Source organism: Polynucleobacter victoriensis (genome assembly GCF_900187875.1).
In the GTDB taxonomy this organism is placed as follows: domain Bacteria; phylum Pseudomonadota; class Gammaproteobacteria; order Burkholderiales; family Burkholderiaceae; genus Polynucleobacter; species Polynucleobacter victoriensis.
Genome location: NZ_FYEX01000002.1, coordinates 325,453 through 340,282, shown reverse-complemented (window position 1 = coordinate 340,282; position 14,830 = coordinate 325,453). Strand labels below are relative to the sequence as shown.

Below are 14,830 nucleotides of genomic sequence, written 5' to 3'. Positions count from 1 at the left end.
CGGTGCACGCTTAAACACTTAGAGTAAAAGCAAACAAACACGAACCCCAGTCAAGCTGGGGTTTTTTATTGATATTTTTTGTGAGTTGGAGAGTTGGCGATGACAGATAAATTAATCATTTTTGATACCACGTTAAGAGATGGTGAGCAGTCACCTGGTGCATCTATGACGCGAGATGAAAAGGTTCGCATTGCTCGTCAACTAGAGCGTCTTAAAGTGGATGTGATTGAGGCTGGCTTTGCTGCTAGTTCTGATGGGGACTTTGCTGCAATCTCTGCGATTGCTCAAGTGATTAAAGATTCGACGGTTTGTTCATTGGCGCGCGCTAATGAAAAAGATATTGGTCGCGCTGCCGAAGCTTTGAAAGCCGCTAACTCCAAGCGTATTCATACATTCATTGCAACCTCACCATTACATATGGAAAAGAAGTTGCGCATGACGCCTGATCAGGTGTTTGAACAAGCTAAAGCGGCAGTTCGCTTTGCCCGCAATCACACCAATGACATTGAGTTTTCACCAGAAGACGGTTATCGCTCTGAAGTTGATTTCTTGTGTCGTGTGATTGAGGCGGTGATTGCTGAAGGCGCAACCACGATCAATGTGCCAGACACAGTAGGTTATGCAGTGCCTGAACTTTATGGCAATTTCATCAAAACATTGCGTGAGCGCATTCCTAATTCAGACAAGGCAGTTTGGTCTGTGCACTGTCATAACGACTTAGGGATGGGTGTGGCTAATTCATTGGCTGGCGTAAAAATTGGTGGTGCTCGTCAAATTGAGTGCACCATCAATGGTTTGGGTGAGCGCGCAGGTAATACTTCTTTGGAAGAGGTAGTGATGGCGATTAAAACTCGCAAAGACTACTTTGACTTGGCTGTTGGCATTGATACGACTCAAATTGTGCCGGCTTCCAAGATGGTTTCCCAAATTACTGGCTTTGTGGTTCAACCCAATAAAGCAGTTGTGGGCGCCAATGCCTTTGCTCATGCCTCAGGTATTCACCAAGATGGCGTATTAAAAGCTCGTGATACATACGAAATTATGCGGGCTGAAGATGTGGGTTGGGCAGCTAACAAGATTGTTTTGGGTAAGTTATCCGGCCGCAATGCGTTTAAACAACGTTTGCAAGAATTAGGCATCGAGTTAGAGACCGAGACCGAATTAAACGATGCTTTTTCTAGATTTAAAGCTTTGGCTGACCAAAAAGCAGAGATTTTCGACGAAGATATCACGGCTATCGTTGGTAATAATGCTGAAGAAGCTAGTGACTACTATCGTTTTGTCTCTTTATCTCAAAGGTCTGAGACAGGAGAGCGTCCATTTTCTAAGGTCATTTTCAAGTCTGGTAAAGAAGAGTTTGTTTCTGAGGCTGAAGGCAACGGGCCAGTGGATGCAACCCTCAATGCCATTGAATCGAAGGTAAAAAGTGGCGCTGAGCAGCTTTTGTACTCGGTGAATGCCATCACAACTGGCACGGAATCTCAGGGAGAGGTGACCGTTCGCTTGGCAAAAGGCGGTCGGATAGTGAACGGGGTGGGTACGGACCCAGATATTGTGGCGGCATCTGCTAAAGCCTACTTGGCAGCTTTGAATAAGCTCCATGACCCGTCTCAGCATAAATTGAACGCCCAAATGACGGTTTAGGCTATAATCTTGGCTCTTTCTGGGGTTATTCTCAGAAAGGGTCTAGAAATAGACAGAAAAGCAGACTGGAAACAGTTTTTACAATTCGCACGACATATTGGGTAAGTCCCTGATTTTTAATCAGTTCAAGCTCAAATGTTCGCAAGTATGGAGTATAAAAATGGCTATTCTTACAGCTGATAAAGCCGCTATCGTTAAAGATAACGCACGTGCAGCAAATGACACAGGCAGTCCTGAAGTTCAAGTTGCTTTGTTAACTGCTCGCATCAATGATTTAACACCTCACTTCAAAGCTAACGCTAAAGATCATCACAGCCGTCGTGGTTTGTTGAAGATGGTTAGCCGTCGTCGTCGTTTGCTCGACTATTTGAAGGGTAAAGATTTTGATCGTTATCGCGCTTTGATTGAAAAGCTCGGTCTACGTAAGTAATACCGAAAATGCCTGCCTCAGGAATACTCTGGCAGGCATTATCGTTTAGAGCGGTCGGTGGCTGCTCGTTAGTTAAGGAACCGTGTCATTCCAAGGACAGGTTAATTCTCCCTCCTAGCCTTTCCTTGGAATGGCATCCTTACTCCGCAAAGCCCCCAATGCTCCAGTGCTGCCATAGCGCTGCTATTTCTATGGCAAATGTTGATTGGAGATATACATAAATGACGATGTTTAATAAAGTAGTTAAGAGCTTCCAGTGGGGCTCACACACAGTGCGCATGGAAACAGGCGAGATCGCTCGTCAAGCAGGTGGTGCAGTTTTAGTTGATGTGGATGACACGGTAGTTTTAGCAACAGTGGTTGGTGCTAAGAACGCAAAACCTGGTCAAGACTTCTTCCCATTAACAGTAGATTACTTAGAGAAGACTTATGCTGCCGGTAAGATTCCTGGTGGTTTCTTCCGTCGTGAAGGTCGTCCATCAGAAGGCGAAACATTGATTTCTCGTTTGATCGACCGTCCAATTCGCCCATTGTTCCCAGAAGGTTTTTATAACGAAGTGCAAGTTGTTGTACACGTTGTATCTATTAACCCAGATGTACCTGCTGATATCCCAGCTTTGATTGGTGCTTCTGCAGCTTTGGCTGTTTCAGGTATTCCATTTAATGGTCCAGTTGGTGCAGCACGCGTTGGCTACAAAGATGGTCAATACCTCTTGAACCCAACACGCACTGAGCAAGCTACTAGCGAACTTGATTTGATTGTTGCTGGTACTCAATCTGCTGTATTGATGGTTGAATCAGAAGCGCATCAATTGTCTGAAGAAATCATGTTGGGCGCAGTTGTTTATGGTCACGAGCAAATGCAAACAGCGATCAATGCAATCAACGACCTAGTCCGTGAAGGCGGTAAGCCTGAGTGGGATTGGGCGCCAGCACCTAAGAATGAGCCTTTGATTGCAAAAGTAACAGCATTGGCTGAAGCTGGTTTGCGTGAGGCGTATCAAATCCGTCAAAAGCAAGCTCGTTCAACAAAGTTGAAAGAAGTAACAAAAGATGTTTTGGCTAAATTAGCTGAAGAAGGCGAATTTGATGAAGTTGAAGTTGGCAACATCATGTTTGAAATCGAAGCCAAGATTGTTCGTGGTCAAGTATTGAATGGTGAGCCACGTATTGACGGTCGTGATACACGCACAGTTCGTCCAATCGAAATTCGTACAGGCGTATTGCCACGCACACACGGTTCTGCATTGTTCACACGTGGTGAAACACAAGGTTTAGTAGTAGCAACTTTGGGTACTGCACGCGATGAGCAAATCATTGATGCCTTAGAGGGTGAGCAACGTGATCGTTTCATGTTCCACTACAACATGCCTCCATTTGCAACTGGTGAAACTGGTCGTGTAGGTAGTCCTAAGCGTCGTGAGATTGGTCACGGTCGTTTAGCTAAGCGTGCATTGATTCCTGTATTGCCATCTCCAGAAGAGTTTGCATACAGCTTGCGCGTTGTTTCAGAAATTACAGAATCAAACGGTTCATCATCAATGGCTTCTGTTTGTGGTGGCTGTTTGGCTATGATGGATGCGGGCGTTCCTGTTAAAGCTCATGTGGCTGGTGTTGCGATGGGCTTGATTTTGGATGGCAATCGCTTTGCAGTGTTAACAGACATCTTGGGTGATGAAGATCACTTAGGTGATATGGACTTTAAGGTGGCTGGTACATCAAACGGTATTACTGCATTGCAGATGGATATCAAAGTACAAGGTATCACTAAAGAAATCATGCAAGTGGCATTGGCACAAGCTAAAGAAGGTCGTTTACATATCTTGAGCAAAATGCAAGAAGCTATGAGCGGTGTTCGTACAGAATTGTCTGCACACGCACCACGTATGGTGACAATCAAGATTCACCCGGACAAGATTCGTGAAGTAATCGGTAAGGGTGGCGCAACGATTCAGGCTCTTACAAAAGAAACTGGTACTAGCATCGATATCACTGATGATGGCGTAGTAACAATCGCTTCAACAAGTGCTGAAGGCATGGAAGAAGCTAAGCGTCGTATCGAAGGTATTACTGCTGAAGCTGAAGTAGGCAAGATCTACGAAGGCCCAGTGGTTAAATTGCTTGAGTTTGGTGCATTGGTAAACATTCTTCCTGGTAAAGATGGTTTGTTGCATATTTCAGAAATCGCTAATGAGCGTGTGAAAGATGTCAAAGACTACCTTCAAGAAGGTCAAGTTGTGCGCGTGAAGTTGTTGGCTGCTGATGAGCGTGGTCGTCTACGTTTGTCATTGAAGGCTGCTTGTGCTGACGAAGGAACAAGTATTGCTCCTTTGAATGGTGCTGCACCTGCGGCTGATGCTGCTCCTGCAGAACAAGCTGAACAACAGCAACAATAATTGGGCTAAGTAATAACGGCATGCGTGCTGTTGAAATTAGCCAGTATGGTGCCCCTGAAGTTTTAAAGGCGGTGGTGAGGCCTGATTTGGCCTTACCGCAACCTGGTTCTGGTGAAGTTCTCATCAGAGTTCGAGCTGCAGGGGTTAACCGACCTGACGTATTGCAACGTCAAGGTTTTTATCCTGTTCCTCCGGGCGGTTCTGATTTGCCTGGTTTGGAGCTCGCAGGAGAAATCATTGGTGGCGATCTTGCCCACCCTGATAATTTTTTTAGTTTAGAAGTCGGCAGTCGTGTTTGTGCGTTAGTAGTTGGTGGCGCATACGCAGAGTACTGTATTGCTCCTTTGGCGCAATGCTTGCCAGTGCCTAGAGGTCTTTCAGATGTTGAGGCGGCAGGTTTGCCGGAAACGTTCTTTACTGTGTGGAGCAATGTATTTGATCGTGGGCGTTTGGGTTTAGATGGTCGCGGTAAAGAAACCTTATTAGTTCATGGTGGTAGCAGTGGCATTGGCGTCACAGCGATTCAGTTAGTGACTGCTATGGGGCATGATGTGATTGTTACTGTAGGCAGTCAAGAAAAAGCCAATGCGTGTAAAGAGTTGGGCGCGGTTTTGGCTATTAACTACAAAACAACTGACTTTGTTGAAGAGGTGAAATCTTTTACATCTGGCAAAGGTGTGAACGTCATCCTTGATATGGTTGGCGGAACATACATTGGTCGCGATATTCACTGTTTGGCAGATGATGGTCGAATTGTCATCATTGCCCATCAAGGCGGTAAAATTTCAGAAATAGATGTTGGACATGTTTTGCGTCGTCGTTTAACGATTACTGGTTCAACACTTAGAGCTAGGTCGGTGGAGTTTAAGGGCGCTATTGCTAGGTCTTTGAGAGCTTATGTATGGCCCTTGATTGAGGCAAAAAAAATCAAGCCAGTCATCCATGAGGTTTTTGAGTTAGAGGCTGCCGCTCGTGCCCATGAATTAATGGAATCGAGTCAGCATATTGGCAAGATTGTTTTAACTGTTAACTAAAAGAGATTGCAATGAGACCATTGACCATCATTGGTAATTGGAAAATGAACGGCAGCTTGAGTGCCAATCAGCAATTGATTCAAGCCATGTTGGGCTTGGGTTTGACTGATTTGGCCAAGAGTGCGCGTTTAGCTCTTTGCGTTCCTTATCCCTATTTAATCCAAGTTGCAGATTTACTGGCTAACTCCGGGATTGCCTTGGGTGCGCAAGATGTATCAGATCATCCCAATGGAGCTTACACCGGTGATGTGAGTGCCAATATGTTGCAAGAGTTGGGTTGTCAGTATGTGATTGTTGGGCACTCTGAGCGTCGTCAATATCACCATGAGGGTGATGGCTTGGTAGCTAGAAAAGCCAAAGCCGCTTTGCAAGCCAATATGACCCCAATTATCTGCGTAGGCGAAACCGAAGAAGAACATGACGATGGAAAAGCATTGGTTGTGGTTAGACGTCAGTTGCAGGCTGTCTTGGATTTATTGCAAGGTCAGGTAGCTTCTTGTGTTTTGGCTTATGAGCCTGTCTGGGCAATTGGTACAGGCAAAGTGCCTACTCCTGCGCAAGCCCAAGATGTACATAGAGAGTTACGTTTGCAATTGGCAAAATTTGATGCCGAAGCAGCATCAAAAGTAGCAATTTTGTATGGCGGGAGCTTAAAGCCTGATAATGCTAAAGATTTGTTGGCGATGCCAGATATTGATGGTGGTTTAGTGGGTGGCGCATCGTTGAATGCACAAGATTTTTTGGCTTTATGCCAAGCAAGTAATTAAATTAGTTTTTGGAGAATCAGATGGAATGGCTTAAAACATTGTTAGTTGTGTTGCAAATTATTGCTGCTATTGGCGTAATTGCTTTGGTATTGGTTCAGCAGGGTAAGGGCGCTGATATGGGCGCAGCCTTCGGCGGTGGTTCATCGGGTGGTTTATTTGGTGCGGCCGGTTCAGCCAACTTCCTTTCACGTTTAACAGCTGGCTTTGCCACAGTGTTTTTTGTGACAACTTTGGCCATTACTTTGATTGGTTCAACAAAATCTCAAAATGCGGGCGTTTTGTCAGGTACTAGCGCTCCAGCTCCAGCGGCTGCTCCAGAAGTTCCAGCAGCTGCCCCAGCCAGCACAGCGCCAGCTACAGGATCTGGCCAAAGCGTTCCTAAATAATCAGGAAAACCTCAAAAAACCCTAAAAAAGACGCGCCATTAGGCTAAAATCTTAGGGTTTTACCGTAGGCCGTCGTGGTGGAATTGGTAGACACGCTATCTTGAGGGGGTAGTGGCGTAAAGCTGTGCGAGTTCGAGTCTCGCCGACGGCACCAAATGGGGGTCTGCAGCCTGTCAGAAAGCTGCAAGACCAGTTAGAGAAAATTTGAAGTTGTTGTTTAGAGTCACGAATTGGAACGCTCTTGAACTTAGAAAACTATTTCCCCGTTTTGCTATTTATCCTTGTAGGTATTGGCGTAGGCTTGGTTCCTATGACTTTGGGCAAAATTCTTGGCCCCAATAAGCCAGATACTGAAAAAATTTCTCCATATGAGTGCGGTTTTGATGCGTTTGAAGACGCCCGCATGAAATTCGATGTGCGCTATTACCTTGTAGCGATTCTTTTTATTCTTTTTGACTTAGAAACTGCTTTCCTCTTTCCGTGGGGTGTAGCGCTATCTGAGATTGGTTGGGCTGGATACATCTCCATGTTCATTTTCTTGTTGGAATTCGTGATTGGCTTTGCCTACATCTGGAAGAAAGGCGCCCTTAATTGGGAGTAAGGACTGGACATGGCTCTTGAAGGTATCTTAAAAGAAGGTTTTGTAACAACGTCAGCTGACAAGCTGATCAACTGGACTCGCACAGGATCATTGTGGCCAATGACATTTGGTCTTGCCTGTTGCGCTGTTGAGATGATGCATGCAGGCGCATCACGTTATGACTTAGACCGTTTCGGTGTGGTGTTTAGACCATCACCACGTCAATCAGATTTGATGATTGTTGCTGGCACATTGTGTAACAAAATGGCTCCAGCTTTACGTAAAGTGTATGACCAAATGCCTGAGCCACGTTGGGTGATCTCAATGGGTTCTTGCGCTAATGGCGGTGGTTACTACCACTATTCATATTCAGTGGTGCGTGGCTGTGACCGCATCGTGCCTGTGGATGTTTATGTGCCAGGTTGCCCTCCAACTGCTGAAGCTTTGATGTACGGCATCATTCAGTTGCAAGCCAAGATCAAACGTACCAGCACGATAGCGAGAAAGGCTTGATATGTCAGACATGCTAACTGTGCTTAAAGAGCGTTTAGAAAAAGTTCTTGGTAAAAAAGTATCTCGTTTGCACGAGGCTCTTGGCGAATTAACTTTAGTAGTTCGTTCAGAAGATTACTTGGAAGTTGCAACAACATTGCGTGATGAGCCTACTTTAGGCTTTGATCAGTTGATTGACTTGTGTGGTGTTGACTATAGCGACTATGACAATGCAACTTGGGAAGGCCCACGTTTTGCAGCAGTCAGCCATTTGTTGTCTGTAAAACACAACTGGCGTTTACGTTTGCGCGTATTTGCCCCAGACGATAGTTTTCCGCTTGTGGCTTCAGTAACGCCTATTTGGAGTTCTGCTAACTGGTTTGAGCGCGAAGCGTTTGACTTGTACGGCATTCTATTTGAAGGTCATGACGACTTGCGTCGTATCTTGACTGACTACGGTTTCATTGGTCACCCATTCCGTAAAGATTTCCCTGTGTCAGGTAACGTTGAAATGCGTTACGACCCAGAGCAAAAACGCGTTATTTACCAACCCGTCACGATTGATCCTCGCGAAGTAACTCCAAGAGTGATTCGTGAAGAAAGCTACGGGTCTTAATCATGGCAGACATTAAAAATTACACACTTAACTTTGGTCCGCAGCACCCTGCGGCTCACGGTGTTCTACGTTTGGTGTTGGAGTTAGACGGTGAAGTGATTCAACGCTCTGATCCACATATTGGTTTATTGCATCGTGCTACAGAAAAATTAGCTGAGACACGTACATGGGTACAAAACGTTCCATACATGGATCGTTTGGACTACGTATCGATGATGGCTAATGAGCACGCTTATGTGATGGCTATTGAGAAACTATTGCAAATTGAAGTGCCAGAGCGTGCGCAATACATCCGCGTGATGTTTGATGAGATCACACGTTTATTGAATCACTTGCTCTGGATTGGCTGTCACGGTTTAGACGTTGGTGCGATGGCGGTGTTCTTGTACGCTTTCCGTGAGCGTGAAGATCTATTCGATATGTATGAAGCAGTTTCTGGTGCGCGTATGCACGCTGCTTACTATCGTCCGGGTGGTGTTTACCGTGATTTACCAGATTCAATGCCACAGTATTTGGCTAATAAGATTCGTGGTGAAAAAGCCGTTAAGAAATTAAATGAAAACCGTCAAGGTTCTTTGTTGGATTTCATTGAAGACTTTACAAACAGATTCCCAACATATGTTGATGAGTATGAAACATTGCTCACAGACAACCGTATTTGGAAACAACGCTTGGTAGGTATTGGTGTTGTATCTCCAGAGCGTGCATTGCAAATGGGCTTCACGGGTGCGATGTTGCGTGGTTCAGGTATCGAGTGGGACTTGCGTAAGAAGCAGCCGTATGAGGTTTACAGCAAGCTAGATTTTGATATTCCTGTTGGTGTGAACGGTGACTCATATGATCGTTACTTGGTGCGTGTAGAAGAGATGCGCCAATCAAACAGAATCATTAAGCAGTGTGTGAACTGGTTGCGTGCTAACCCAGGTCCTGTGATGAGTGACAACCACAAAGTAACAAGCCCTAAACGTGTGGATATGAAGTCCAACATGGAAGAGTTGATTCACCACTTCAAGTTATTCACTGAAGGTATTCACGTACCAGCTGGCGAAGCTTATGCAGCGGTTGAGCATCCAAAAGGTGAGTTTGGTATTTATGCAATTTCTGACGGTGCTAACAAGCCATATCGCTTGAAGATTCGTGCGCCAGGTTTTGTGCATTTATCAGCTTTAGATGAGATGGCAAAAGGTCATATGTTGGCTGATGCTGTAACGATTATTGGTACGCAGGACATTGTGTTCGGCGAGATTGACCGCTAAAAGGATAAGAGAACGTATGTTGTCTGCACAAGCCCGCGCTGAGATAGATCGCAACATTGCTAAATATCCAGCTGACCAAAAACAATCTGCAGTGATGGCTGCATTGGTTGTTGCTCAAGACCAATATGGTTGGGTAACACCAGAAGCTATTGAAGAGCTTGCAGTCATTTTGGAGATGCCTCCAATTGCTGTTCAAGAAGTAGCAACTTTTTACAACATGTATGACACCAAGCCAGTTGGTAAATTCAAATTAGCAGTTTGCACAAACTTGCCATGCGAATTATCTGGCGGTGCTCGTGCTGGTGAGTATCTAAAGAAAAAATTGGGTATTGGTTACAACGAAACAACTCCTTGTGGCACTTTCACATTAAAAGAAGGTGAGTGCATGGGTGCTTGTGGTGATGCACCAGTAGCTATTGTGAATAACAAAACAATGTGTAGCTTTATGAGTAATGAAAAGCTAGATGCTTTGATTGAAGAATTAAAAGCTAAAGCCCAGGGAGGTGCAGCATGACCTGTTTGCACGATCGTCACATTCAGCCGTTGATCTTGGCTGGTTTAAATGGTGATAACTGGCACTTAAAAGATTACGTTGCGCGTGGTGGCTATGCTCAATTGCGCAAAATTTTGACAGAAGGTATTACGCCTGAAGCTGTGATTGCAGAAGTGAAAGCTTCTGGGTTACGTGGTCGTGGCGGTGCTGGTTTCCCAACGGGTTTGAAGTGGAGTTTCATGCCACGTCAGTTCCCAGGCAATAAATATCTAGTTTGTAATACCGACGAAGGTGAGCCAGGAACATTTAAAGACCGCGACATCATTCGTTATAACCCACACGCATTGATTGAAGGTATGGCGATTGCTGCTTACGCCATGGGTATTTCAGTTGGTTATAACTACATTCACGGAGAAATCTGGGAAGGTTACGCGCGCTTTGAGGAAGCTTTAGAAGAGGCTCGTGCAGCAGGTTTCTTGGGTGACAAGATTTGTGGTTCAGAGTTTTCATTCCAATTGCATGCTCACCATGGTTGGGGTGCATACATTTGCGGTGAAGAAACTGCGCTCTTGGAATCATTAGAGGGTAAAAAAGGTCAGCCACGCTTCAAGCCACCTTTCCCTGCTAGTTTTGGTTTGTATGGCAAGCCAACAACAATTAATAACACTGAGACTTTCTCAGCTGTGCCATTCATCTTTGCAGTAGGTGGTGAGGCTTATGCCAAATTAGGTAAACCTAATAATGGCGGCACAAAGATCTTCTCAATTTCAGGTGACGTAGAGCGCCCTGGTAACTATGAGATTCCATTGGGCACATCATTTGCAACTCTTTTAGAGTTGGCTGGTGGTATGCGCGGTGGCAAAAAAATTAAAGCTGTTATTCCTGGTGGTTCATCTGCGCCGGTTGTTCCTGGTGCCATGATGATGGAAACAGACATGGACTACGACAGCATTGCAAAAGCAGGTTCTATGTTGGGTTCTGGAGCTGTGATTGTGATGGATGAGACGCGTTGTATGGTCAAGTCTTTACTGCGTTTGTCTTACTTCTATCACGAAGAGTCTTGTGGTCAATGTACGCCATGCCGTGAAGGCACGGGTTGGTTGTGGCGCATTGTTAACCGCATTGAACATGGTGAAGGTCGTCCAGAAGATCTAGATCTTTTGAATGATGTTGCTGCAAATATTCAAGGTAGAACAATTTGTGCATTAGGTGATGCTGCGGCAATGCCAGTGCGTGGCATGTTGAAGCATTACATGGATGAGTTTGCGTATCACGTTGAGCACAAGCGTTGCATTGTGCCGGCTTACGTTTAAGCGTCTAAAAGAGATCGACAGGAAAAAAGATGGTTGAAATCGAAATTGATGGCAAAGCAGTAGAAGTCCAACAGGGTTCTATGGTGATGGATGCGGCCAAGAAATTGGGCACGCACATTCCTCACTTTTGCTATCACAAGAAATTATCAATAGCTGCTAACTGCCGCATGTGTTTGGTTGAAGTGGAGAAGGCTCCTAAGCCTTTACCAGCTTGTGCAACACCAGTAACACCAGGCATGAAGGTTCACACTCATTCTGAGAAAGCCGTTCAAGCTCAGAAATCTGTCATGGAATTTTTGTTGATCAACCATCCATTGGATTGCCCAATTTGCGACCAAGGTGGTGAGTGTCAGTTACAGGATTTGGCAGTAGGTTACGGTAAAACTACTTCACGTTACTCTGAAGAAAAGCGTGTGGTGTTTCATAAAAATGTTGGCCCATTGATTTCAATGGAAGAGATGAGCCGTTGTATTCATTGCACCCGCTGTGTTCGTTTTGGACAAGAGATTGCTGGTGTCATGGAGTTGGGTATGCTCAACCGTGGCGAGCATTCTGAAATCACATCATTTGTTGGTAAATCTGTTGATTCTGAATTGTCAGGCAACATGATTGATTTGTGCCCTGTGGGTGCTTTGACAAGTAAGCCATTCCGTTATTCAGCACGTACATGGGAGTTGGGTCGTAAGCGCTCAGTGAGCCCACATGATTCTTTGGGTTCAAACGTGGTGTTGCAGACAAAAGCAAATCAAGTCTTGCGCACAGTGCCGTTAGAAAACGAAGCTATCAATGAATGCTGGATCAGCGACAAAGATCGTTTTGCTTATGAAGGTTTAAACGGTGCTGATCGTTTGAAAAAACCTATGGTTAAGCAAGACAATCGTTGGATTGAGACAGATTGGGAAGCGGCTTTAGATTATGCTAGCCGTTCTTTGAATTCAATTAAAGCCGACCATGGCTCTGATGCGATTGCTGCTTTGGCTCATCCAATGGCTAGTGTTGAAGAGTTGCACTTATTGAAGAAGGTGTTGAGTGGCTTAGGTTCACAAAATATTGAGACACGTTTGCGTCAACAAGACGTGAGCGGTGCGGCTAAAGCCCCATGGCTTGGTATGAAGATTGCTGAAGTTGGTCAGTTACAACGCGCATTCTTTATTGGCAGCTTCTTACGTAAAGATCAACCTCTATTGGCAGCACGTGTTCGCGCAGCAACGAAGCGTGGTTTAAAAGTAACTCGTTTGGGTGCTAGCTCTGAAGATTGGCTCATGCCAGTTGCTGCTAGTGCACAAGTTGCGCCATCCAATTGGCCAGCTGAGTTGGCTGGTGTAGCAGCTGCAGTTGCTCAAGCAAAAGGAATTAATGCACCAAGCAATGCGAACGTCAGTGCTAGTGCAAAAGCGATTGCTGATAGCTTGCTAAGTGGTGAGCGTAAAGCAGTCTTCTTGGGTGCAGCTGCGATGGCTCACCCACAGTTTGCGCAACTTCATGCTTATGCACAATTTATTGCAGCAAATACAGACGCTACTTTAGGTTTCTTACCTGAAGGTGGTAACTCAGTAGGTGCTCATGTGGTTCAAGCCATTTCTTCTGCTGGTGTAGAAGGAATCTTGGCAAAAGATCTCAAAGCAGTTGTATTGTTGGGTTTAGAGCCAAGTGCAGATTTGGCAAATCCACAAGCAGCGAAAGCTACTTTGGCTAAGGCTGGCACTGTGATTGCAATGACAGCATTTGATAGCCCAGAGTTACGTGAAGTGGCTGATGTGTTGTTGCCGGTTACTCCATACTCAGAAACATCTGGTAGCTACATTAATGCTGAAGGCACGTTGCAATCTGTGCAAGCGGCTGTTCGCCCATTAGGTGATGCTCGTCCTGCATGGAAAGTATTACGAGTGCTTGGTAACTTATTAAACCTAGATAACTTCTATTTCAATTCTTCAGAAGAAGTGTTGGGCGAAGCAGTGCCAACTGATTTTGCTGCGAAGTTGAGTAATACAACTACGGTAGCACCTGCGGTGACTAGCTTGTTTACTCCAGCAGTTGAGCGTTTAGCTGATGTGGCGATTCATTCAAGTGATGCGATTGTGCGTCGTGCACCCGCCTTGCAGTTAACGCAAGATGCTAAGCGAGCTATCAAGTTGGGTGTGCCATCAAGTTTATTTATGCAGTTGGGCTTAAAAGAAGGTGATGCTGTTAAGGTCAGTCAATCTGGTTTGAGTGTCACGATGCCAGCTACTGAAGAAAAAGCATTGGCTGATGGCGTTGTTCGTTTATCTGCTGCAACATCAGTGAGCGCGCAATTGGGCTCAATGTTTGGTCTATTAACAGTGGAGCGTGTATGACTGAATTAATTCAAACTATCAACACGCACGGCTTGGCGCTTTTTGGTGAGTTGCTTTGGCCGATTGTTTGGACCTTATTAAAGATTGTCATCATCGTATTGCCGATGTTTGGTTGTGTGGCTTACCTCACTCTTTGGGAGCGTAAGCTAATTGGTTGGATGCATATCCGTTTGGGGCCAAACCGTGTTGGTCCATTGGGTTTATTGCAACCGATTGCTGATGCTCTCAAGTTATTGCTTAAAGAAGTCATCATTCCAAGCAAGGCCAATAAAGTTCTTTATATCGTTGCTCCAGTGATGGTGATTGCACCTGCTTTTGCTGCATGGGCAGTGGTACCTTTCCAAGCGGAACTAGTGCTTGCCAATGTGAATGCTGGTTTGTTGTATGTCATGGCAATCACATCGATTGGTGTGTACGGCATTATCTTGGCTGGTTGGGCATCTAACTCTAAATATGCTTTCTTAGGTGCTATGCGCGCTTCAGCGCAAATGGTTTCTTATGAGATTGCGATGGGTTTTGCTCTAGCATCGATTTTGATTATTTCTGGCACTTTGAATATCACTGATATTGTGAAGTCGCAGCAAACTGGTTACTTTGCTAGCTTGGGCTTGAACTTTTTGTCTTGGAACTGGCTACCTTTATTGCCAATGTTCTTGATCTACTTTATCTCTGGCGTGGCTGAATTAAACCGTCACCCATTTGACGTGGTTGAGGGTGAGTCTGAGATTGTGGCTGGTCACATGATTGAGTACTCAGGAATGGCATTTGCGATGTTCTTCTTGGCTGAATACGCCAACATGATTTTGATTGCTGCTTTAACTTCAATCATGTTCTTTGGTGGTTGGTCTCCAATCATTGATGCACCAGTTTTACGCGACATCCCAGGTTTCTTCTGGTTAGTTGGTAAAACATTCTTCTTCTTGTCATGCTTTATCTGGTTGCGCGCTTCTTTCCCGCGTTACCGTTATGACCAAATCATGCGTTTGGGTTGGAAGGTATTTATCCCTATCTCGATCTTCTGGATCTTGTTGGTAGGTGCTTGGGTATTGTCACCCTGGAATATTTGGAAATAAGGCGGGGATTTGAC

At 45.1% G+C, this 14,830-nt stretch carries 14 protein-coding genes and 1 tRNA gene; all 15 read left to right on the top strand.

Annotated features, from left to right (window positions below; translation table 11 throughout):
* The first annotated feature begins 99 nt into the window (after positions 1-99).
* Entirely contained in the window at positions 100-1,644 is a 1,545-nt protein-coding gene (locus tag CFR83_RS08035; RefSeq protein WP_088813542.1) for a 2-isopropylmalate synthase, read from the top strand.
* 160 nt (positions 1,645-1,804) lie between these two features.
* Entirely contained in the window at positions 1,805-2,074 is a 270-nt protein-coding gene (gene rpsO, locus CFR83_RS08030; RefSeq protein WP_088813541.1) for a 30S ribosomal protein S15, read from the top strand.
* A 221-nt stretch (positions 2,075-2,295) separates the two neighbouring features.
* Positions 2,296-4,470 carry a polyribonucleotide nucleotidyltransferase gene (pnp, locus tag CFR83_RS08025; protein ID WP_088813540.1) on the top strand — a complete coding sequence of 725 codons (2,175 nt, stop codon included), beginning with the start codon at positions 2,296-2,298 and terminating at the stop codon, positions 4,468-4,470.
* Between the two features lie 20 nt (positions 4,471-4,490).
* Positions 4,491-5,504 (top strand): NAD(P)H-quinone oxidoreductase, encoded by a 1,014-nt coding sequence (locus CFR83_RS08020; protein WP_088813539.1) that lies wholly within the window; start codon positions 4,491-4,493, stop codon positions 5,502-5,504.
* 11 nt (positions 5,505-5,515) lie between these two features.
* Complete coding sequence (gene tpiA, locus CFR83_RS08015; RefSeq protein WP_088813538.1) at positions 5,516-6,271, top strand: triose-phosphate isomerase; 756 nt, start codon at positions 5,516-5,518, stop codon at positions 6,269-6,271.
* A 20-nt stretch (positions 6,272-6,291) separates the two neighbouring features.
* A complete protein-coding gene (gene secG / locus CFR83_RS08010; protein ID WP_088813537.1) occupies positions 6,292-6,657 on the top strand; it encodes a preprotein translocase subunit SecG in 366 nt (121 codons plus the stop codon).
* A 68-nt stretch (positions 6,658-6,725) separates the two neighbouring features.
* Positions 6,726-6,811: transfer RNA gene (locus CFR83_RS08005), tRNA-Leu, on the top strand.
* Between the two features lie 87 nt (positions 6,812-6,898).
* Positions 6,899-7,258 (top strand): NADH-quinone oxidoreductase subunit A, encoded by a 360-nt coding sequence (locus CFR83_RS08000; protein WP_088813536.1) that lies wholly within the window; start codon positions 6,899-6,901, stop codon positions 7,256-7,258.
* A 9-nt stretch (positions 7,259-7,267) separates the two neighbouring features.
* Entirely contained in the window at positions 7,268-7,750 is a 483-nt protein-coding gene (locus CFR83_RS07995; protein ID WP_088813535.1) for a NuoB/complex I 20 kDa subunit family protein, read from the top strand.
* 1 nt (position 7,751) lies between these two features.
* Positions 7,752-8,345: an NADH-quinone oxidoreductase subunit C gene (locus CFR83_RS07990; protein WP_088813534.1), complete on the top strand. Its 594-nt coding sequence runs from the start codon at positions 7,752-7,754 to the stop codon at positions 8,343-8,345.
* Positions 8,346-8,347: 2 nt separating this feature from the next.
* Positions 8,348-9,601: an NADH-quinone oxidoreductase subunit D gene (locus tag CFR83_RS07985; RefSeq protein ID WP_088813533.1), complete on the top strand. Its 1,254-nt coding sequence runs from the start codon at positions 8,348-8,350 to the stop codon at positions 9,599-9,601.
* A 16-nt stretch (positions 9,602-9,617) separates the two neighbouring features.
* On the top strand, positions 9,618-10,115 hold the full coding sequence (gene nuoE / locus CFR83_RS07980) for an NADH-quinone oxidoreductase subunit NuoE (protein ID WP_088813532.1): 498 nt from the start codon (positions 9,618-9,620) through the stop codon (positions 10,113-10,115).
* A complete protein-coding gene (nuoF, locus tag CFR83_RS07975) occupies positions 10,112-11,407 on the top strand; it encodes an NADH-quinone oxidoreductase subunit NuoF (protein ID WP_088813531.1) in 1,296 nt (431 codons plus the stop codon). The genes nuoE and nuoF overlap by 4 nt, the downstream gene beginning before the upstream one ends.
* 29 nt (positions 11,408-11,436) lie before the next feature.
* Complete coding sequence (gene nuoG / locus CFR83_RS07970) at positions 11,437-13,743, top strand: NADH-quinone oxidoreductase subunit NuoG (protein ID WP_088813530.1); 2,307 nt, start codon at positions 11,437-11,439, stop codon at positions 13,741-13,743.
* On the top strand, positions 13,740-14,816 hold the full coding sequence (gene nuoH / locus CFR83_RS07965; RefSeq protein ID WP_088813529.1) for an NADH-quinone oxidoreductase subunit NuoH: 1,077 nt from the start codon (positions 13,740-13,742) through the stop codon (positions 14,814-14,816). The genes nuoG and nuoH overlap by 4 nt, the downstream gene beginning before the upstream one ends.
* The last annotated feature ends 14 nt before the right edge of the window (positions 14,817-14,830 follow it).

Bases quoted from the DNA above. Each gene is read 5' to 3' on its own strand.
- nuoH (WP_088813529.1), top strand. From the start codon at position 13,740: ATGACTGAATTAATTCAAACTATCAACACGCACGGCTTGGCGCTTTTT.
- rpsO (WP_088813541.1), top strand. From the start codon at position 1,805: ATGGCTATTCTTACAGCTGATAAAGCCGCTATCGTTAAAGATAACGCA.
- nuoG (WP_088813530.1), top strand. From the start codon at position 11,437: ATGGTTGAAATCGAAATTGATGGCAAAGCAGTAGAAGTCCAACAGGGT.
- CFR83_RS07990 (WP_088813534.1), top strand. From the start codon at position 7,752: ATGTCAGACATGCTAACTGTGCTTAAAGAGCGTTTAGAAAAAGTTCTT.
- CFR83_RS07995 (WP_088813535.1), top strand. From the start codon at position 7,268: ATGGCTCTTGAAGGTATCTTAAAAGAAGGTTTTGTAACAACGTCAGCT.
- tpiA (WP_088813538.1), top strand. From the start codon at position 5,516: ATGAGACCATTGACCATCATTGGTAATTGGAAAATGAACGGCAGCTTG.
- nuoE (WP_088813532.1), top strand. From the start codon at position 9,618: ATGTTGTCTGCACAAGCCCGCGCTGAGATAGATCGCAACATTGCTAAA.
- CFR83_RS08035 (WP_088813542.1), top strand. From the start codon at position 100: ATGACAGATAAATTAATCATTTTTGATACCACGTTAAGAGATGGTGAG.
- pnp (WP_088813540.1), top strand. From the start codon at position 2,296: ATGACGATGTTTAATAAAGTAGTTAAGAGCTTCCAGTGGGGCTCACAC.
- nuoF (WP_088813531.1), top strand. From the start codon at position 10,112: ATGACCTGTTTGCACGATCGTCACATTCAGCCGTTGATCTTGGCTGGT.
- secG (WP_088813537.1), top strand. From the start codon at position 6,292: ATGGAATGGCTTAAAACATTGTTAGTTGTGTTGCAAATTATTGCTGCT.
- CFR83_RS07985 (WP_088813533.1), top strand. From the start codon at position 8,348: ATGGCAGACATTAAAAATTACACACTTAACTTTGGTCCGCAGCACCCT.
- CFR83_RS08020 (WP_088813539.1), top strand. From the start codon at position 4,491: ATGCGTGCTGTTGAAATTAGCCAGTATGGTGCCCCTGAAGTTTTAAAG.